This is a genomic window from Polaromonas sp. P3_A5, assembly GCF_056403055.1.
This window is the reverse complement of sequence record NZ_JBFUGF010000001.1, coordinates 2653911-2672955: the sequence shown is the minus strand read 5'-3', so window position 1 is coordinate 2672955 and position 19045 is coordinate 2653911. Positions and strand designations below refer to the sequence as shown.

Below are 19045 nucleotides of genomic sequence, written 5' to 3'. Positions count from 1 at the left end.
TAAACCGGTCCTTCAAGGAGACAACCATGACCTTCCGCAGAAACTTTATCGCCGCAGCCGTTGCGGCAGTCGCATTGGCCACATCGTTTACTGCCTCGGCGCAGAACATCGTGCTCAAGGCATCTGACACGCACCCGGCGGGTTATCCGACGGTTGTCGCCGTCGAGAACATGGGCAAGAAGCTTGAAGCCCAGACCAATGGCCGCATCAAGATGCAGATGTTCCCCGGCGCCGTGCTGGGTCAGGAAAAGGAAACCGTCGAGCAGACCCAGCTCGGCGCCTTGCAAATCAACCGCATCTCGCTGGGCGTGATCGGCCCCATCGTGCCGGAAGTTGACGTGTTCAACATGCCTTTCGTTTTCCGCGACATCCCGCACATGCGCAAAGTGATCGACGGCCCGATCGGCGACGAACTGCTGGCCAAGGTCACTGCCAGCCCGGCGCGCCTGGTTGCCCTCGGCTGGATGGACGGCGGCGCACGCAGCCTGTACACCAAGAAGCTGGTCAAATCCCCCGCCGACCTCAAGGGCGTGAAGGTCCGCATGATGGGCAATCCGCTGTTTGTCGACACCATGAACGCCATGGGCGGCAACGGCATTTCCATGGCTTACGGCGAAGTGTTCAGCGCACTGCAGACCGGCGTGATCGACGGTGCGGAAAACAACCCGCCCAGCATGTTCACTTCCAACCATTACACCGCCGGTGCCAAGTACTACGCCCAAACCAATCACCTGATCATTCCAGAACTGCTGGTGATGTCCAAGGTGACATGGGACAAACTCACGCCAGCCGACCAGGCCCTGGTCAAGAAGCTGGGCCGTGAGGCACAGCTGGAACAGCGCGTACTGTGGGACAAGAGCGTCGAGGAATACTCGGCCAAACTGAAGGCCGCGGGTGTCGAGTTTGTGCCGGTGGACCAGAAGCTGTTCTTTGATGCCACGGCGCCCGTGCGCGCCAAGTACGGCGTGAAGTTTGCTGACCTGATGAAGCGTATCGACGCAACCAAATAAGCGTTGCTCCCGGGCCCAGGTGCGCTGCCGACGCGGCGCGCCCGGGCCGTCTTGCCGTATTGCGGAAATACCATGAAACACCATACCCTTCGCTTCAACGACTGGCTGTACCTTGCGTGCATCTGGATCTCGGGCCTGTCCATCTTTCTCATGTCGCTGATCATTCCATGGGGCATCTTCACACGTTACGTGCTGGGCACCGGTTCGCAGTGGCCGGAGCCCATTTCAATTTTGTTGATGGTGATCTTTACCTTCTTCGGCGCCGCTGCCGGCTACCGCGCCAACGCTCATATTTCTGTAGCCATGGTTACAGACCGTATGCCCGAACAAATGCGCAGCGTCGTTGCCTGGCTGATGGACATCTTGATGGCGGTGGTATCCGTCTTCATGGCCTATTACGGCGCCAAGCTCTGCATGCAGACCTGGGGCCAGTACATCGGCGAAATCCCCTGGATGCCGGTGGGTGCGACCTATCTCCCGCTGCCCCTGGGTGGCCTGATTACGCTTATCTTTGTACTTGAACGCATGGCGCTGGGCCATCAGGGTGACCGCGAAGTTGTCACCTACGACCACGAAAAAATTGAAGGCGAGGCCCTCTGATGGATGCATTTGTTCTGCTGGGGTCTTTTCTCCTGCTCATGGTTCTGGGCCTGCCGGTGGCTTATGCGCTGGGCTTGTCCGCGCTGATTGGCGCCTGGTGGATAGACATCCCGCTGGACGCGGTGATGATCGCGATCTCCAGCGGCGTCAACAAGTTTTCGCTTCTGGCGATTCCCTTTTTCGTACTGGCCGGCGCCATCATGGCCGAGGGCGGCATGTCCCGCCGATTGGTGGCGTTTGCCAGTGTGCTGGTCGGTTTTGTGCGCGGCGGCCTGTCGCTGGTCAATATCCTGGCCTCAACTTTCTTCGGCGCCATTTCCGGCTCGTCGATGGCAGACACGGCCTCCATCGGTTCGGTGTTGATTCCCGAGATGGAGAAAAAGGGCTACCCGCGCGACTTCGCTACGGCGGTCACCGTCAGCGGCTCGGTGCAGGCCATCCTGATCCCGCCCAGCCACAACGCAGTGATTTATTCGCTGGCCGCCGGCGGCGGCGTGTCGATCGCGGCGCTGTTTCTCGCGGGTGTGCTGCCTGGCTTGCTGCTGGGTCTGACCCTGGCTGTCATGTGTCTGTTCATCGCGAAGAAACGCGACTTTCCCAAGGGCCGCGTCATCCCCATGCGCGAGGCGCTGAAGATTTGCGCCGATGCGCTTTGGGGCCTGATGACCATGGTCATCATCCTGGGCGGCATTCTGTCGGGCATTTTCACGGCCACCGAATCGGCCGCCATTGCCGTGATCTGGGCCTTCTTTGTGACCATGTGCATTTACCGCGACTACAAGTGGCGCGACCTGCCCAAGCTGGTACACCGCACGGTCAAGACCCTGTCCATCGTCATGATCCTGATCGCGTTTGCCGCGAGCTTCGGCTACATCATGACGTTGATGCAGATTCCGCAGCAGATCACCGGCATGTTTACCAGCGTCTCGAACAACAAGTATGTGGTGCTGCTGATGATCAACGTGCTGCTGCTGATTCTGGGCACGCTGATGGACATGGCGCCGCTGATCCTGATCATGACGCCCATCCTGTTGCCCGTGGTTACCCAGCTCGGCGTGGACCCGGTGCATTTCGGCATGATCATGATGGTCAACCTCGGCATGGGCCTGATCACGCCACCCGTGGGCGGCGTGCTGTTTGTCGGCGCGGCGGTAGCCAAACTTCCCATCGAAAAAGTGGTGCGGGCGCTGTACCCCTTCTTTGGCGCGCTGTTGCTGGTGCTGTTCATGGTGACCTACGTGCCGGCGCTGTCGCTGTGGTTGCCCAACCTGCTGCTCAAGTAATTCATGTCCGTATTGAAGATCACCGCGGTTCGCATCACGCCCATTGCCTTTCGCGACCCGCCGCTCCTGAACGCGGCCGGTATTCACGAGCCCTGGGCGTTGCGGTCCATCATCGAGCTGGAAACCGACTCCGGCCTGGTCGGCATTAACGAAAGTTACGGTGACTTGCCGATGCTCGAGGCGCTGGCCAAGGTCGCGCCCACGCTCGTTGGCCTGTCGCCCTGGGCTCTCAGCGAGATGGAGTCGCGCGTTGCCGGTCAGGTCACGCCGCCGGTGCAGACCGCATCGGAGTTTCTCGGCCAGCAGGTGTCCCTGGCGCCGGGCACTCACGTCTCCAAGACGGTGGCTAAGGTCGTCAGCGCCTTTGAGGTCGCCATGCTGGACCTGCAGGGACAACTGGCTGGCGCACCGGTGGTGGACCTGCTGGGCGGTGCGGCGCGCGACCGCGTACCGTTTTCGGCCTACCTGTTCTACAAGTATGCGCAGCACATCGACAAGCCTGCTTCTTCCGGATATCCGGCCGACCCTTGGGGTGAAGCGCTCACACCACCCCAACTGGTGGCCCAGGCGCGCCGGATGATTGCAGAGTACGGCTTCAAGAGCATCAAGCTCAAGGCCGGTGCGCTTGCGCCGGATCAGGAAGCTGCGGGCCTGCTGGCGCTTGCCGAGGCTTTCCCCGGGGTGCCCCTGCGCATCGACCCCAATGCCAACTGGAGCGTGGCGACCAGCCTGAAGATTGTGGAAAAGCTGCGCGGCGTGCTCGAGTACTACGAAGACCCTGCCCCCGGCCTGGAGGGCATGGCGGCCGTGGCGCGCGACTGCGAGGTGCCGCTGGCCACCAACATGGTGGTGACTGATTTCGCCGAGTTCCGCCGCAACGCCGAGATGGGCTGCCCGGTCAAGATCGTGCTGAGCGACCACCACTACTGGGGCGGCCTGCGCGTCACGCAGCAGTTGTCGCGGCTGTGCAGCACCTTTGGCCTGGGCCTGTCGATGCACAGCAACTCGCACCTCGGCATCAGCCTGATGGCGATGACCCACCTGTGCGCCAGCGTGCCGCTGCTGACTTACGCCTGTGACACCCACTATCCCTGGCAGGACGAGGAAGTGGTGGAGGGCGGCCGCCTGCGCTTCGAGGACGGCAGCCTGCGCGTGACGACCACCCCCGGCCTGGGTGTGACGCTGGACCGCACGGCTTTGGCGCGCCTGCACGACAACTACCTGAACTGCGGCATCCGCAACCGCGACGACCTCGCGCAGATGCGCAAATACGACCCCGCATTCACCGGCGCGCAACCCCGCTATTGAACGGCGCCCATCCGCAGGACAACTTCAACCATGAAACAAGGACTTGCCATGATTCCAGCCTCGTTGCGCACTTCGTTTCTGCTGCTCGCCGGCGCGGGCCTGATCGCCGCCACCGGTGCCGCCAGCGCGGCCACCTGGGTGTACGTTGCCAATGCCGACAGCCAGGACATCTCGGTGATGCAGCTGGACCGCGCGGCAGGTGCCCTCAAGCCGGTGGCCACCGTACCCGTGGGCGGCACGGCCATGCCCATGGTGGTGAGCCGTGACAAAAAATTCCTCTACGTGGCGCTGCGCTCGCAGCCGTTTCGTGTCGTGACTTTCGCCATCGACGGGGCCACGGGTGGCTTGAAGAAGCTGGGCGAATCCACGCTGGCCGACAGCATGGCCAACATCGACCTCGACGCGACCGGCAAGTGGCTGTTCGCCGCCTCGTACGGCGGCAACAAGATCACCGTGAACAGCATGGGCGCCGACGGCGTCGTGGGTGCGGTGCAGCAAATCGTGAGAACCGCGCCCAATGCGCATGCCATCCATGCCGACGCTTCGGGCAAGTACGTTTTCGCCACCAGCCTGGGCGGGGACAACCTCTCGAGCTGGAAGTTCGACCCGGCAACCGGTGTGCTTTCGGCCAACGACCCCGCGCTCATCAACGTCGCCCCGGCTAAAACCGGCCCGCGTCACTTCGTGTGGGACAAGCCGCAAAAATACGTTTATCTGCTCAACGAGCTGGATGGTGGCGTGGACGTGTTCAGTTATGACGCCGGCAGAGGCGCAATGAGCCATCTGCAGCGCAGCACCGTTGTGCCGCCGGGCTTTGCCGGCAAGGTGTGGGCGGCCGATCTGCAGATTTCGCCAGACGGCAAATTCCTCTACGGCTCCGAGCGTACTTCGAGCACGCTGACCACCTTCAAGGTCGACCCTGCCACGGGCCGGATCGCGGTGGTCGGCCAGACGCCGACCGAGAAGACACCGCGCGGCTTCGCGGTGGACTCGACCGGCCGCTTCCTGATCGCTACCGGCCAGGACTCGCACGGCGTGTCGCTGCATGCCATCGATCCCGTCACCGGCCTGCCGGGCGCGGGCAAGAGCCAGCCTGGCGGCAAGAACCCGAACTGGGTCGAGATCGTGGACTTCTGATGAACGCACTCGCCCCCCGTCCACCGCTGTACATCCGCATGCACGATGCGGACAACGTCGCCATCGTCTCCAACGACGGCGGACTGCCGGCTGGCGCAGTGTTTGCCGATGGGTTGACGCTGGTCGAGCGGGTTCCCCAAGGGCACAAGGTGGCGCTGATTGACTTGCCCAAGGGCACGGCAGTTCTGCGCTACAACGTGCCGATTGGCTACGCACTGAAAGATATTCCCGCCGGCAGCTGGGTGCACGAGCGCCTGCTCGCCATGCCCGACGCGCGGGGCCTCGAAGGCCTGCCGATCGCCACCGTCAAGCCACCGGCACAGGCCCCGCTGGAGGGCTACACCTTCGAGGGTTACCGCAATGCGGATGGTTCCGTCGGCACCCGCAACATCCTGGCCATCACCACCACGGTGCAGTGCGTGGCCGGCGTGGTGGACTTCGCCGTCAAGCGCATCAAGGACGAGTTGCTGCCGAAGTTTCCCAACGTCGACGACGTGGTCGGCCTGGAACACACCTACGGCTGCGGTGTCGCCATCGACGCCCCCGACGCCATCATCCCGATACGCACGCTGCGCAACATCAGCCTGAACCCCAACTTCGGCGGCGAGGTGATGGTGGTCAGCCTGGGCTGCGAAAAGCTCCAGCCCGAGCGCCTGATGCCGCCCGGCACCATCCAGATCGTCGACGAACGCAGCGTGGCCGACGTCGGCATCAGCGCCGAAGCGCCGCTTGATGTGGTGTGCCTGCAGTCCGAGAACCATGTCGGCTTCATGTCCATGATCGATTCCATCATGCAGGCGGCCGTGCTGCACCTGGAAAAGCTCGATGCGCGCCGCCGTGAAACCGTGCCCGCCAGCGAACTGGTGGTTGGTGTGCAGTGCGGCGGCAGCGATGCCTTCTCCGGCGTCACCGCCAACCCGGCGGTCGGTTTTTGCACCGACCTGCTGGTGCGCGCCGGTGCCAGCGTGATGTTTTCCGAAACCACCGAGGTCCGCGACGGCATCGACCAGCTCACCTCGCGCGCGGCCACGCCGGAAGTGGCACAGGCCATGATTCGCGAGATGGCCTGGTACGACGCCTACCTGCAAAAAGGCCTGGTCGACCGCAGCGCCAACACCACGCCCGGCAACAAGAAGGGCGGCCTGTCCAACATCGTCGAAAAAGCCATGGGCTCCATCGTCAAGTCCGGCAGCTCGCCCATCAGCGGCGTGTTGGCGCCCGGTGAAAAGCTCAAGCGCAAGGGACTGACCTACACCGCCACGCCGGCCAGCGACTTCATCTGCGGCACCTTGCAGCTCGCCGCCGGCATGAATTTGCATGTGTTCACCACCGGCCGCGGCACACCTTACGGCCTGGCCGAATGCCCGGTGATCAAGGTCGCCACCCGCAGCGATCTGGCGCGCCGCTGGCACGACCTGATGGACATCAACGCCGGCCGCATTGCCGACGGCGACGCCAGCATCGAAGACGTGGGCTGGGAGATGTTCCACCTCATGCTCGAAGTGGCCAGCGGCCGCAAGAAGACCTGGGCTGAACACTGGAAGCTGCACAACGCGCTGGTGCTGTTCAACCCCGCACCCGTGACCTGATTTTTCGTTCAAAAACACGCAAGGAGACATCATCATGCAACGCCGTACCCTGATCCACACTGCCATCGCCGCAGCTGCCGGCGGCCTGTCGGCCCTCTCTGCATTTGCGCAAGGCGCCTGGCCCACTGGCAAGACCATCACCTATGTTGTGCCGTTCCCGCCCGGCGGCAACACCGACACGCTGGCCCGCCTGATCGCGCAGCCGCTGTCCACCGCGCTCGGCACGCCCATCGTCATCGACAACAAGGGCGGCGCCGGTGGCAGCGTGGGTTCGGCCATCGCGTCGCGCGCACCGGCCGACGGCTACACGCTGCTGGGCGGCACCATCAGCTCGCACTCGATCAACGTCAGCCTCTACAGCACGCCCATCGGCTACGACCCGGTGAAATCCTTCGCGCCCGTCGCCATGCTGGGCGTGAGCCCGCTGCTGCTGGTGGTGCCGGCCAGCAGCCCGCTGCGCACCCTGGACGACGTGCTCAAGGCCGCCCGCGCCAAGAACGGCGGCCTGAGCTCGGGCTCGCCGGGCATCGGCACCTCGCCGCACATGGCGCTGGAGCTGTTGGCCAGCCAGTCGGGCGTCAAGTTCACCCATGCGCCGTACAAGGGCTCGGCGCCCGCGGTGCAGGACCTGATAGGGGGCCAGCTCGACATGATGTTCGACACCAGCCTGATCGTCGGCCCACACATCCAGAGCGGCAAGCTGCGCCCGATTGCCGTCACCGGCGGCCAGCGCGTGCCCAGCTACCCGAATGTGCCGACCATCGCCGAGAGCGGCCAGAAGGGCTTCGACATGGTGTCCTGGCAGGCCTTGTTTGTCCCCGCGAACACACCACAAGCCGTGGTCGACCGTCTGCACGCCGAAGTGATGAAGGTGCTGGCCCAGCCCGAGGTTCAGGCCAAGCTCAAGGTGTTCGGCATGGAGCCCTCCAGCATGACGCCCGCGCAGTTGCTCGAGTATCAGAAAACCGAGGTCGACAAGTGGGCCAAGGTCATCAAGGCCGCCAACATCAAGGCCGAATAAGCCCGTACCCCTTTCAGAGAGCAACAGCAAACCACCATGACACAACCCACGCCTTACCAATCCTTTCCCAACAGCTTCAAGCGCGACCTGCTGGCCGGCAAAAAACTGATCGGCTGCTGGTCCTCGCTGTCCAACGCCATCACCACCGAGGTGCTGGGCGTGGCCGGCTTCGACTGGATCCTGCTTGACGGTGAACATTCGCCCAACGACATGGCCACTTACATCCCGCAGCTGATGGCGCTGAAGGACAGTGTCAGCGCACCCGTGGTGCGCCCGACCAGCAATAACTCGGTTGAGCTCAAGCGCCTGCTCGACGCCGGCTTCTACAACTTCCTGATTCCCTTTGTCGAAAGCGCCGAGCAGGCTGTCAGCGCCGTTGCCGCCACGCGTTATCCGCCCCAGGGCATTCGAGGTGTCTCGGTATCCCAGCGCAGCAACAAGTACGGCACGGTGCCGGACTACCTCAAGTCCATCAACGACCACATCTGCGTGATGGTGCAGATCGAAAGCATCGCCGGCACGGCGGCTGCTGACGAGATCGCCGCCACCCCGGGTGTCGACTGCATGTTTGTCGGCCCGTCCGACCTGGCCGCCGGACTGGGCCACCTCGGCAATGCCGGGCACCCGGAGGTGCAGGCCGCCATGGTGAAAATTTTTGCCGCCGCCAAGGCGCACGGCAAGCCGGTCGGCATCCTGGCGCCGGTGGAAGCCGACGCACGCCGCTACATGGAGATGGGCGCAACTTTTGTCGGCGTCGGCAGCGATCTCGGCGTGTTCCGTGGCGCCACGCAGGCCCTGCGCGACAAATACCTCGCCTGATTTTTCTGTCATCCCTGACCGCGCGGCCGGGGCTACCGCTATTTTTTACGAACAAGGAACATTTTTATGAGCAAGCTTGGTTTTATCGGCCTGGGCATCATGGGCGCGCCGATGGCTGCGCACCTGATTGCGGCGGGACACGAGGTTTTCATGAACACGCGGAGCAAAGTGCCTGCGGCTCTCTTGACGGGCAAGGGCAAGGCCTGCGATTCCATCGCCGACGTAGTAAAGCAGGCGGACATCATTTTCCTGATGTTGCCCGACACCCCCGACGTGGAGAACGTGCTGTTTGGCGAGGGCGGAGTGGCCTCGGCGCTGACCAAAGGCAAGACAGTGGTCGACATGAGCTCCGTCTCGCCGATGGACACCAAAGAGTTCGCCAAAAGGATCAATGCCCTGGGTTGCGACTACCTGGACGCCCCGGTGTCGGGCGGTGAAGTCGGCGCCAAAGCTGCGAGCCTGACCATCATGGTGGGCGGTCCGCAGGCCGCGTTTGACCTCGTCAAGCCGTTGTTCGAGCTGATGGGCAAGAACATCACCCTGGTGGGCGGCAACGGCGACGGCCAGACCTGCAAGGTGGCGAACCAGATCATCGTGGCGCTGAACATTGCGGCCGTGGGCGAAGCCCTGCTGTTTGCCAGCAAGGCTGGCGCCGATCCAGCCAAAGTGCGCCAGGCGCTGATGGGCGGTTTTGCCTCGTCGCGCATTCTGGAAGTTCATGGCGAACGCATGATCAAGCGCACCTTTGCGCCGGGCTTCCGTATCGGCTTGCACCAGAAAGATTTGAACCTCGCGCTCAGCGGTGCACGTACGCTGGGTCTGGCTTTACCGCAAACGGCGGGCGCCGCCCAGCTGATGCAGGCCTGTGCCGCCAACGGCATGCAGGACCTGGACCATTCCGCTCTGGTGCGTGCGCTTGAACTTCTGGGCAACCACGAAGTCGCGTAACTCATCCGCATGAAGAGCCCACAGAGGCTCACGGCGCAGCTGGTGGAGGACACCGCTTTTTCATACATCCGGAGACGAACATGCCGATCAATCGACGAGAGCTTATGGCTGCTTCACTGGCTTTGGGGACTGGCGCTGCGAGCGCGCAGGCTTCATGGCCGTCCAAACCCATACGCCTGGTGGTGCCGTACCCACCCGGCGGTTCTTCAGACATCATCGCGCGCGCCATTGCGCAGCCTCTGTCCGAGGCGCTCAAGCAGTCGGTCATCGTGGACAACAAGGCCGGCGCCAACGGTAACCTGGGCGCCGACATCGTGGCCAAGTCAGCACCCGACGGCTACACGCTGCTGCTGTGCGACACCGGCGCTCTGGCCATCAGCCCTTCGGTCTATCCCAAGCTGGGTTTCGACCCGACCAAGGACTTGCGTGGCGTCACGATGCTGGCCTATTCGCCGCACCTGCTGGTGGTTCATCCCTCGGTGCCCGCCAGCAATCTCAAGGAGCTCGTAGCGCTCTCGCACAAGACCGACCTGAACTTTGCGGTAACGGCCATGGGCAGCGCGCCGCACCTGGCTGGTGTCGCGGTCGAGCGGGCGAGCAAGGCGAAGTGGCAGTACATCCCCTACAAGGGCGGTTCGCAGGCCGTCAGCGATACGATCGCGGGCCAGACCCAGGTGTTGATGAACGGCATGCTGGCCACCTTGCCGCATGTGCAAAGCGGGAAGCTGAAGATCCTGGGTGTTTCCAAGAGCACGCGCATGCCGCTGATTGGCAATGTGCCGACGCTGGCGGAGCAGGGTCTTGCCAACTTCGAGTCGGGCACCTGGCAGGGCTTGTTGGTGGCCAACGGTACGCCGGCAGCTGTCATCAATCGCCTCAACACCGAGCTCATCAAGATCATCCGCAGCCCGGACATCCGCGCCAAGCTGGCGGGGCAGGGCGCCGAGGTCGTGACCATGACACCGGCACAGCAGGATGTTTTTTTCAACCAGGAGCGCAGCCGATGGGCCAAAGTTGTTGCAGAAGCAAACATCAAACTGGACTGAAAAATCGTTGCGTGACTTAGTGGTGATATTGCCTGATACCTTTGGGTTGTGAGCGCGCATCCGTGGGAATATCGAGCAAGGGATTCAATTTTGAAAAGAAACGAGTCGGCCCATCAGAGGCTGGCCGTTATTAGCCACGCCAGGAGACAAAAACATGCGGACTTCATTCAAGGGGCTTTTGTGCCTCTCTTTTGCCCTATGCGCGAGCGCCACTGTGGCTCAGACCAAGCTGCGGGCATGGAACATTCATCCCGATGGCTATCCGGTATCGGAGGCCATGAAGAGTTTCGTGGAGCAGGTGGCCAAGAGCACCAGTGGCCGCTATAACATCGAGCTCTTCAACAGCGGCACCCTTGGCGACCAGCCCAAGGCCGTGCAGATGCTCAAGAGCGGCGAGATTGACGTGGCTGAGTTCAGCTCCGGTCCGCTGTCGGACGCCGTGCCGGGCATCAAGGTGCTGAACCTGCCCTTCCTGTTCACTGATTCCGCGCACATGTTTCGCCATCTGGACGGCAAGCTGGGTGAGCGTTTTGCCGCCAACCTGAAGGCCGCCGGCTTCGTTGTGCTGGGCTGGTATGACGGCGGTGGCCGTTCTTTTTACTGCGTCAAGCCCGTCAACAATATCAGGGACCTGGCCGGCATGAATATTCGTGTCCAGCAGTCCGAAATTTACATCGAGATGGTGAAGCTGATGGACGCCAAGCCGGTGGCCTTGCCCTTCAAGGACGTATTGGCCGCCCTGGAGCAGGGCAAGGTGGATTGCGCCGAGAACAACTTGCCTTCGTATGAGTCCACCGGACACTTCAAGGTGGCCAAAAACGTTTACGTCACCAACCATGTGATCTCGCCCGAGGCCCTGGTCGTCTCGACCAAGCTGTGGGAAAAACTCAGCAAAGAAGACAAAGCCGCGTTCACCGAGGCCGGCGTCAAGTCCGCCATCCTGATGCGCGAGCTGTGGAACAAACGGGTGGCCGCGGCTCTGGAGACCACGACCAAGCAGGGTTCGCAGTTCGTCAAGGTCAGGGATGCATCGCCCATGGTCAGGCGCATGGGGCCTTTGTATGGAAAATACATGGCGGACCCGACCACACGCGAAGAGTTGCTGACGATTATTTCGAAGTGAGCGTCCCAGACACCGTGCATTGCCATGCTGCTTGACCCCACACGATTTGTACGAGAGCTCGGTGGCAAGCCCACCGCGTTGTTCACGTTGCGCAACGGTCAAGGCATGACTGTGTGCGTGACAAACTACGGCGCAAAGATCGAGCAAGTACTGGTGCCGGGCCGGGATGGCCGCTTTGACGACGTGGTGCTGGGCTACGACAGCATCGACGGCGTGATCGGCGGAGCGCCCTCGGTGGGGGCCTTCATCGGGCGCTATGCAGGCCGTATTGGCCATGCGCGCTTCACGCTGGGTGGCAAGGAGCATGTGCTGGCCGCCAACAACGGCCTGCACTGCTTGCACGGCGGCGTGAAAGGCTCGCGTTTTCGGGTATTCGATACGGTGCAGTGCAGCGATTCCAGCGTTGAAATGCGTTATGTGTTTGCCGACGGGGAAGAGGGCTTTCCGGGCGCGATGGCACTGCGCCTGACCTACAGCGTGACCGAGGCGAACGAGCTGGTGATCGACTACGAGGCGCTCGCGCTGGATACACCCACGGTGGCCAATCTCACCACGCATGCTTTTTTCAATCTCGAAGGCGCGGGAAGTCGTAACGCGCTGGAGCATGAGGTCACGATTTGCGCCAGCCGCTATTTCGAGATGGTGCCTGACCTCATCGCGACAGGCAGGTTGCTGCCGGTGGAAGGAACGCCGTTTGATTTGCGCAAGCCGGTCGTGCTGAGCAAGCGGGTGCGCGGCTTGCAAGCCGAGGCTGGTATTGGCCTCGTCGCCGGGTATGACGACTGTTTTGAGATTGACCGCTCTGCCGCCAGTGATGAAGATCTGGCGCTATGCGCGCGCGTGAGTGCACCCATTAGCGGGCGGGTGATGGAAGTCTGGTCGACCGAGCCCACCATGCAGTTCTACACCGGTCTTGTGGCAGGCGAGCCGCTGGCCGGCGGGCCGGGCAAGGGCGGCAGGCAATACGCGCAGCAGCAAAGCCTGTGCTTTGAGCCGCAAGGGTACCCCAACGCACCCAATGTGCCGGCATTTCCTTCCGCCGTACATGAGCCGGGACAGCGCCGCCAGGGCCGCACGCTCTACCGCTTCAGCACTTCTTAGGCGAGTGCGTTCCGCATGTCAAAATGCTCCGGCAACAAGCAAGGAGCTGAGCATGCGATGGTGGAAACTGGCGTGGATGTTTGGGATGGTGTGGGCGGCGCAGACGACCGGCATGCCCGCATGGGCGCAGCAGCCCGAGCGCGTGCCGCCGCAGATCGTCAAACTGCCTCTGCTGATCGACGGTAAACAGTATGAGGTTGTCACCCATCTCTACAAGCCCGCGGGCGAAGGTCCGTTTCCGCTGGTGATCTTTTCCCACGGGCGAGCGCCGTCGCGCGTTGACAGGGCCAAGCTTGAGTATCCGGTGCTGGTCGGGCACGCCAACTACTGGCTTCGCAAGGGTGTTGCCGTGGTTGCCCCGGTACGGCCGGGATACGGGGATACCGGGGGCTCCGACAGGGAGGACTCCGGCATCCGGTGGAGCGGCAAGGTTTGCACCGGCGATGCCGACTTCATGCGTGTGGCCAGCCACGCGGGCCAGACAGTAGTCGCGTTGCACCAATGGGCGCTGCAGCAGCCCTGGGTGCGCAAGGACAGGGTGCTGCTCGAAGGGCAGTCGGTGGGCGGCATGACGACGGTGTCGGTCGCGGCGCTCAATCTGCCGGGCGTCGTCGGCGCCGTCAATTTCGCGGGCGGCTCCGGCGGTAATCCGGAAGACTCCCCGGCCAGGAGTTGCAAGCCCGAGAACATGGGTAAAACCTATGGTGAACTCGGCAAGCTGGTCAAGGTGCCCAACCTGTGGCTCTACGCCGAGAACGACCAGTTCTGGGGAGCCGAGGCGCCCCGCGGATGGCACGAGGCCTTCAGGGCAGGCGGCAGCGACACGCAGTTCGTCCAGACGGGCCCGGTGCCAGGGCATGATGGGCATTCGCTGCTGACCTACGGTGGCAATATGTGGTCGGTGCCGCTCGATGCGTTCGTGCGCAAGGTAGGGCTGACGGCACCTTGAATTTCAAACGGGCATAAAAAAGCCCGGCACCTTCCGGGGCCGGGCTCTCAAGAGGCTTTGAGGAAAAAGCAGCTTACAGCGTATCGATAAAGCTGCGCAGCTTGTCCGAACGCGAAGGGTGCTTGAGCTTGCGCAGCGCCTTGGCTTCGATCTGGCGGATGCGTTCGCGCGTCACGTCGAACTGCTTGCCGACTTCTTCGAGCGTGTGGTCGGTCGACATTTCGATACCGAAGCGCATGCGCAGCACCTTGGCTTCGCGCGGTGTCAGGCTGTCGAGAATGTCTTTGACCACATCGCGCAGGCCGGCCTGCATCGCGGCTTCCAGCGGTGCGGTGTTGGCGCTGTCTTCGATGAAGTCGCCCAGGTGCGAATCATCATCGTCACCGATCGGTGTTTCCATCGAGATCGGCTCTTTGGCGATCTTCATGATCTTGCGGATCTTGTCTTCAGGAATCTCCATCTTGGCGGCCAGGATGCTGGCGTCCGGCTCAAAGCCGAATTCCTGCAAGTGCTGGCGCGACAGGCGGTTCATCTTGTTGATGGTCTCGATCATGTGAACCGGGATGCGGATGGTGCGGGCCTGGTCGGCGATGGAGCGCGTGATGGCCTGGCGAATCCACCAGGTGGCGTAGGTCGAGAACTTGTAGCCGCGGCGGTATTCGAACTTGTCGACGGCCTTCATCAGGCCGATGTTGCCTTCCTGGATCAAGTCGAGGAACTGCAGGCCGCGGTTGGTGTACTTCTTCGCGATCGAAATCACCAAACGCAAGTTGGCCTCGATCATTTCTTTCTTGGCGTCGCGCGAGTTGGACTCGCCTTCGTTCATGCGCTTGTTGATGTCCTTGAGCTGGGCCAGCGGCACCACCACGCGGGCCTGCAACTCAGCTAGCTTGGTTTGCAGTTCCTGGATGGGCGGCACGTTACGCGCCATCACCACCGACCACGGCTTGCCGGAGGCAACCTGCTTTTCAACCCATTTCAGGTTGAGCAGGTTGGGCGGGAAGTCCTTGATGAAGACTTCCTGCGGCATGCCGCATTTCTCGACGATGATGCGGCGCAGCTCGCGCTCTTTCTTGCGCACGTCCAGCACCTGGCCGCGCAGCATGTCGCACAACTTTTCAATGGTCTTGGCGGTAAAGCGCACGGTCATCAGCTCGTCACTCAGGGCTTTTTGCGACTTCACATAAGTAGGCGTGCCGTAGCCTTCCTTGTCGTAGGTCTTGTGAACCTTCTCGAACAGGGTGGCGATCTTGTCGAAGCGGCTGAGCGCTTCCTTCTTGAGCTCTTCGAGCTTTTTGGTCAGGGCCTTGGAACCGCCCTTGCCGTCGTCATCATCTTCTTCGTCGAATTCGTCGAAGTCTTCTTCGGCCACATAGTCGTCGGCCTCGTTGGGGTTGGAAAAGCCGTCGACCACGGTGGAGATGACGATCTTGCCTTCGCGGATTTCTTCGCCCAGACGCATGATTTCTGCGATGGTGGCGGGGCTTTCCGAGATGGCTTCCATCATCTTCATGAGGCCGCCCTCGATGCGCTTGGCGATTTCGATTTCGCCTTCGCGCGTCAAGAGCTCAACCGTGCCCATTTCACGCATGTACATGCGCACGGGGTCGGTGGTGCGGCCGAATTCGCTGTCGACGGTGGACAGCGCGGCTTCGGCTTCTTCTTCGGCTTCTTCTTCAGTGGCGACCGTAGGGCCGGTGTTGTTCAGCAGCAGGGTCTCGGCGTCGGGCGCCTGCTCGTACACGGCCACGCCCATGTCGTTGAGCATGTTGACCACGACTTCCAGCGTTTCAGCATCGACCAGCTTGTCGGGAAGGTGGTCGGAGATTTCGCCATGCGTGAGGTAGCCGCGCGTTTTACCCAGCTTGATCAGGGTTTTCAGGCGCAGGCGGCGCTTGAGCATGTCTTCTTCGGAGAGGACGGTTTCATCCAGGCCGAATTCCTTCATCAGGGCGCGTTCCTTCGCCTTGCTGATTTTCATGCGCAGCGGTTTGACCTTCTCGGTCGTTTCCGCGATGGGTTCCCCGACGAGATCGTCTTCAATGTCGGACATGTCGAGGTCTTCCCCTGTCTTGACCGGGCCGGCCGCACTCTTCGGCTTGCGGCCGCGCTTGGCGCCGGTGGTGGCGGCAGGCGCGCTGCCTTCGGCCGCCGGATTCTTGGGCGGGCGGCCGGGTTTCTTCTTCACGGGCACGTCGGCGGAGACGGCGAGGGGCTTGGCTTCAGGACTGGACTTGGTCGGCACGGCGGGGGCTTTCTTCAGGGGCAAATCGGAAATCGCGGATTTCGCGGTTTTCAGGGGGGCTTTGCTCACCAGAGCATTGGGTTTGCTGGGTTTAACAGATATGGCGTGTTTTCCCGGCTTTTCAACCTTGCCGCTTTTGGCGGCAGGCTTTGCAGCAGCTTTAGTTGCTGCTTTGACTGGAGGCTTGCCTGCGGGCCGGGCCGCAGCTTTGGGTGCTGCTTTGGCTTTGGGCTTTGCGGCAGCTTTGGACTGCGCACTTTGCGGCTTCTTGGACGTGCTCGGCTTCTTCGGCTTGGCAGTAGGCATGGGACCTCCAGTTGTCGGGAATTGTTTTAAATATCGATCAGCTACCAGTAAACAAAAATGCGCCTTGGCGCCTGCACAAAGCACAGGCACGGTGACAAAGATTCAGAGTCAAAACGAGAAGGCGGAAAAACAGGCCGGGCAGTGCCAAAGGCACATGGCGGTTTATTTTCCCGGGCAAGCTGTTTGGGCGAACATTTGGTGTGCAGTCCTTGCGGAAATTCCCTGGGGGAAGTGGCCGTCTCATCTGTGAGTTCCCCGAAGTTTCAGGGTGGCCGGGCCGGAGGTGCTGCTGTCGCGCTTGCCGTCGAAAATCGGATTATACCCTGTTGCCTGTTTTTTGGGCGATTTATATGACCCAGAAACAGGGATTTTCCCGGAGGCCGGGCCCGCTCAGCGGGCCGGGTCGGTGGCGGCGGTTTTGAGGCTGGCGGCCAGCTCCAGATAGCGCTGCCGGGCGGCCGGGTCGGTGGCGGCCCGGGCGGCCAACTCGCTCATCTCGCGCTGGCGGTGCAGGCGCAGGAGCTGGTCCAGGATGCTCCGAACCTCATCCCAGTCACTTTCGATGCCTTCAGGAATCTGTGCGATTTGCGCTGTGGCATGTCTTTCGTGGGGGTGGCCGCGCAGCCCTTCACGCAAGGCGGCCCACGGCTGGGGCCCATGCTCATGCAACTGGCTCTCCAGCCAGATGAAAAGCGGGCCGTGGGGCTCAGGCAACTCGACCAGCAAATGATGCTCTTCAGTGGTGAGCCGGTCCCAGGTCTGGGCCTCGGTCAGCAGCAACCTGAGCACACGGTCTTCACGGCTGGCCGGCAAGATACGGCCAGCCACGCGGCGTGGAGCCCGGGCGCCGAAGCTGCGTCCCGTCGTTGACGATGCCGGGAAGTAGCCGCCAGAGGGCTCGGACGAGGTGTAATCGGGCTCCTCGCGAAAATCCGGCAGATAGTCCGCAGGGCCAGACATGTCCTGGGAAGCGCCTGATGTTGAGGACGATTCCGGCTTCTGACCCTTATTGGACGTGCGCAAGCTGCTATTATTTTTATAGCTACCCTTGGAGGTCGCAGGTTGCCAAAGCTGCGTCAGTTCGCGGCTGTCAATCAGTACCCTGTCGGCAATTTCGGCCAACAGCTGGCGTTTCAATGCGCCATCAGGCATCAGGTTCCACAGCGGGCGGGCATTGCTGGCCATATGGGCGCGGCCCTCGGCGGTGTCAAGGTCACAGCCCTCGGCGGCGGCTTCCAGCAGAAAGCGGCTGAGCGGCACGGCCTTGCTGACATAGGCCGCGAAGCCTTCCTGGCCGTGCTCGCGGATGTAGCTGTCGGGGTCGTGCTCGGCCGGCAGGAACAGGAACTTGACGGTGCGCACGTCGGTGGCAAAGGGCAGGGCGGCGTCCAGCGCTTTGCGGGCGGCGCGGCGGCCGGCGCTGTCGCCGTCAAAGCTGAAGACGACTGAGTCGGTGAAGCGGAACAGCTTTTGCACGTGATCAGCCGTGCAGGCGGTGCCCAGGGTTGCCACCGCATTGGCAAACCCCAGCTGGGCCAGGGCCACCACGTCCATATAGCCTTCTGTGACGAGGGCATAGCCGTGTTCGCGCAGGGCGGTGCGGGCCTCGAACAGGCCATAAAGCTCCCGGCCCTTGCTGAACACAGGGGTTTCCGGCGAATTGAGGTATTTGGGCTTTTCGTCGCTGAGCACGCGGCCGCCGAAGCCTATACATTCACCCTTGACGTTGCGGATGGGGAACATGACCCGGTCGCGAAAGCGGTCATAGCGCTTGGCTTCGCCTGCCTGGTTTTCCTCGCCGGGCTCGCCTGTGATGACCAAGCCGCTTTCGACCAGCAGCGGGTCGTTGTAATCGGGAAAGACACTGGCCAGGCTGCGCCAGCCTTCAGGTGCGTAGCCCAAGCCGAAGGTCCTGGCGACTTCGCCCGAGACACCGCGGCCCTTGAAGTAGTCGATGGCGCGCTCGGAGTTGCGCAGGGCCTTGATGTAGGCGACGCCGGCCTTTTCCAGCACGCTGGTAAGCGTGGCCTGCTGCTCTCGCATCTGGGCGGCCCGGGCCCGGTCTTGCGGCGAGACATCGTCTTCAGGCACCTGCAGGCCGTATTGCTGGGCAAGGTCCTTGACGGCTTCGACAAAGGTCATGCCGCCGTGGTCCATCAGAAAGCTGATGGCGTTGCCGTTTTTGCCGCAGCCGAAGCAGTGATAGAACTGCTTGGAAGGGCTGACACTGAAGGAAGGGGACTTTTCGCCGTGAAAGGGACACAGGCCCATGAAGTTGGCGCCGCCCTTTTTGAGCTGCACGTAGCGGCCCACTATGTCCACCACGTCGGCGCGCGCGAGCAGCTCCTGGATGAACGATTGGGGGATGGCCATAAAGCAATTATCGCCCCCACGGTCGCTCACTGCGTGTAGCTCCCTGCCCCCCGAGGGGGCCGCCCGCCTGCGGTCTGGCAAAGCCAGTCCCGCGGCTCATGCTGGCTTGAAGAGTCAGTGGCACAAGCAGTGGGGCATTTCACAAGCGGGCAGCCGCGGAAGCGGCTTTGCCGGGCCGCAGGCGCCG

General features: G+C 62.4%; 16 protein-coding genes. 14 read left to right on the top strand and 2 right to left on the bottom strand.

Going from position 1 to position 19045, the window contains the following annotated elements:
• Positions 1 to 26: 26 nt before the first annotated feature.
• The 13 genes from AC1DU8_RS12670 (at position 27) to AC1DU8_RS12610 (ending at position 13934) form a co-directional block, all read left to right on the top strand.
• Complete coding sequence (locus AC1DU8_RS12670; RefSeq protein WP_457278860.1) at positions 27 to 1010, top strand: TRAP transporter substrate-binding protein; 984 nt, start codon at positions 27 to 29, stop codon at positions 1008 to 1010.
• A gap of 72 nt (positions 1011 to 1082) precedes the next feature.
• Entirely contained in the window at positions 1083 to 1610 is a 528-nt protein-coding gene (locus AC1DU8_RS12665; RefSeq protein WP_457278859.1) for a TRAP transporter small permease, read from the top strand.
• On the top strand, positions 1610 to 2893 hold the full coding sequence (locus tag AC1DU8_RS12660; RefSeq protein ID WP_457278858.1) for a TRAP transporter large permease: 1284 nt from the start codon (positions 1610 to 1612) through the stop codon (positions 2891 to 2893). Before AC1DU8_RS12665 ends, AC1DU8_RS12660 begins: the two co-directional genes overlap by 1 nt.
• A gap of 3 nt (positions 2894 to 2896) precedes the next feature.
• The gene (locus AC1DU8_RS12655) at positions 2897 to 4201 is read left to right on the top strand and encodes a glucarate dehydratase family protein (RefSeq protein WP_457278857.1); all 1305 of its coding nucleotides are present in this window, start codon (positions 2897 to 2899) and stop codon (positions 4199 to 4201) included.
• 30 nt (positions 4202 to 4231) lie between these two features.
• Positions 4232 to 5338, top strand: a complete 1107-nt coding sequence (locus AC1DU8_RS12650) for a lactonase family protein (protein WP_477667106.1) — start codon at positions 4232 to 4234, stop codon at positions 5336 to 5338.
• Entirely contained in the window at positions 5338 to 6927 is a 1590-nt protein-coding gene (gene garD, locus AC1DU8_RS12645) for a galactarate dehydratase (protein ID WP_477688940.1), read from the top strand. Before AC1DU8_RS12650 ends, garD begins: the two co-directional genes overlap by 1 nt.
• Before the next feature lie 34 nt (positions 6928 to 6961).
• Positions 6962 to 7948: a Bug family tripartite tricarboxylate transporter substrate binding protein gene (locus AC1DU8_RS12640; RefSeq protein WP_477667108.1), complete on the top strand. Its 987-nt coding sequence runs from the start codon at positions 6962 to 6964 to the stop codon at positions 7946 to 7948.
• A 36-nt stretch (positions 7949 to 7984) separates the two neighbouring features.
• Positions 7985 to 8767 (top strand): 2-dehydro-3-deoxyglucarate aldolase, encoded by a 783-nt coding sequence (gene garL, locus AC1DU8_RS12635; RefSeq protein ID WP_457278853.1) that lies wholly within the window; start codon positions 7985 to 7987, stop codon positions 8765 to 8767.
• 66 nt (positions 8768 to 8833) lie between these two features.
• A complete protein-coding gene (gene glxR / locus AC1DU8_RS12630; protein WP_457278852.1) occupies positions 8834 to 9715 on the top strand; it encodes a 2-hydroxy-3-oxopropionate reductase in 882 nt (293 codons plus the stop codon).
• Between the two features lie 80 nt (positions 9716 to 9795).
• A complete protein-coding gene (locus AC1DU8_RS12625; protein WP_457278851.1) occupies positions 9796 to 10761 on the top strand; it encodes a Bug family tripartite tricarboxylate transporter substrate binding protein in 966 nt (321 codons plus the stop codon).
• 154 nt (positions 10762 to 10915) lie between these two features.
• A complete protein-coding gene (locus AC1DU8_RS12620; protein WP_457278850.1) occupies positions 10916 to 11884 on the top strand; it encodes a TRAP transporter substrate-binding protein in 969 nt (322 codons plus the stop codon).
• Positions 11885 to 11908: 24 nt separating this feature from the next.
• Positions 11909 to 12985, top strand: a complete 1077-nt coding sequence (locus AC1DU8_RS12615; protein WP_477726825.1) for an aldose epimerase family protein — start codon at positions 11909 to 11911, stop codon at positions 12983 to 12985.
• A 52-nt stretch (positions 12986 to 13037) separates the two neighbouring features.
• Positions 13038 to 13934 carry a dienelactone hydrolase family protein gene (locus AC1DU8_RS12610; protein WP_457278848.1) on the top strand — a complete coding sequence of 299 codons (897 nt, stop codon included), beginning with the start codon at positions 13038 to 13040 and terminating at the stop codon, positions 13932 to 13934.
• Positions 13935 to 14007: 73 nt separating this feature from the next.
• Here AC1DU8_RS12610 and rpoD read toward each other — a convergent pair whose 3' ends face one another.
• Positions 14008 to 16179 carry an RNA polymerase sigma factor RpoD gene (gene rpoD / locus AC1DU8_RS12605; RefSeq protein WP_477726824.1) on the bottom strand — a complete coding sequence of 724 codons (2172 nt, stop codon included), beginning with the start codon at positions 16177 to 16179 and terminating at the stop codon, positions 14008 to 14010.
• On the opposite strand from rpoD, the gene AC1DU8_RS12600 reads away from it, so the two are divergent.
• Complete coding sequence (locus AC1DU8_RS12600; protein ID WP_457278846.1) at positions 16151 to 16735, top strand: hypothetical protein; 585 nt, start codon at positions 16151 to 16153, stop codon at positions 16733 to 16735. The two genes, rpoD and AC1DU8_RS12600, sit on opposite strands and share 29 nt — an antisense overlap.
• A 140-nt stretch (positions 16736 to 16875) precedes the next feature.
• On the opposite strand, the gene dnaG is transcribed toward AC1DU8_RS12600, so the two are convergent.
• Complete coding sequence (gene dnaG / locus AC1DU8_RS12595; protein WP_477667113.1) at positions 16876 to 18858, bottom strand: DNA primase; 1983 nt, start codon at positions 18856 to 18858, stop codon at positions 16876 to 16878.
• Between the last annotated feature and the right edge of the window lie 187 nt (positions 18859 to 19045).

Coding starts and splice junctions, on each gene's coding strand:
- garL (WP_457278853.1), top strand. CDS start 7,985: ATGACACAACCCACGCCTTACCAATCCTTTCCCAACAGCTTCAAGCGC.
- dnaG (WP_477667113.1), bottom strand. CDS start 18,858: ATGGCCATCCCCCAATCGTTCATCCAGGAGCTGCTCGCGCGCGCCGAC.
- AC1DU8_RS12625 (WP_457278851.1), top strand. CDS start 9,796: ATGCCGATCAATCGACGAGAGCTTATGGCTGCTTCACTGGCTTTGGGG.
- garD (WP_477688940.1), top strand. CDS start 5,338: ATGAACGCACTCGCCCCCCGTCCACCGCTGTACATCCGCATGCACGAT.
- AC1DU8_RS12620 (WP_457278850.1), top strand. CDS start 10,916: ATGCGGACTTCATTCAAGGGGCTTTTGTGCCTCTCTTTTGCCCTATGC.
- AC1DU8_RS12665 (WP_457278859.1), top strand. CDS start 1,083: ATGAAACACCATACCCTTCGCTTCAACGACTGGCTGTACCTTGCGTGC.
- glxR (WP_457278852.1), top strand. CDS start 8,834: ATGAGCAAGCTTGGTTTTATCGGCCTGGGCATCATGGGCGCGCCGATG.
- AC1DU8_RS12615 (WP_477726825.1), top strand. CDS start 11,909: ATGCTGCTTGACCCCACACGATTTGTACGAGAGCTCGGTGGCAAGCCC.
- AC1DU8_RS12610 (WP_457278848.1), top strand. CDS start 13,038: ATGCGATGGTGGAAACTGGCGTGGATGTTTGGGATGGTGTGGGCGGCG.
- AC1DU8_RS12660 (WP_457278858.1), top strand. CDS start 1,610: ATGGATGCATTTGTTCTGCTGGGGTCTTTTCTCCTGCTCATGGTTCTG.
- AC1DU8_RS12650 (WP_477667106.1), top strand. CDS start 4,232: ATGAAACAAGGACTTGCCATGATTCCAGCCTCGTTGCGCACTTCGTTT.
- AC1DU8_RS12670 (WP_457278860.1), top strand. CDS start 27: ATGACCTTCCGCAGAAACTTTATCGCCGCAGCCGTTGCGGCAGTCGCA.
- AC1DU8_RS12655 (WP_457278857.1), top strand. CDS start 2,897: ATGTCCGTATTGAAGATCACCGCGGTTCGCATCACGCCCATTGCCTTT.
- AC1DU8_RS12640 (WP_477667108.1), top strand. CDS start 6,962: ATGCAACGCCGTACCCTGATCCACACTGCCATCGCCGCAGCTGCCGGC.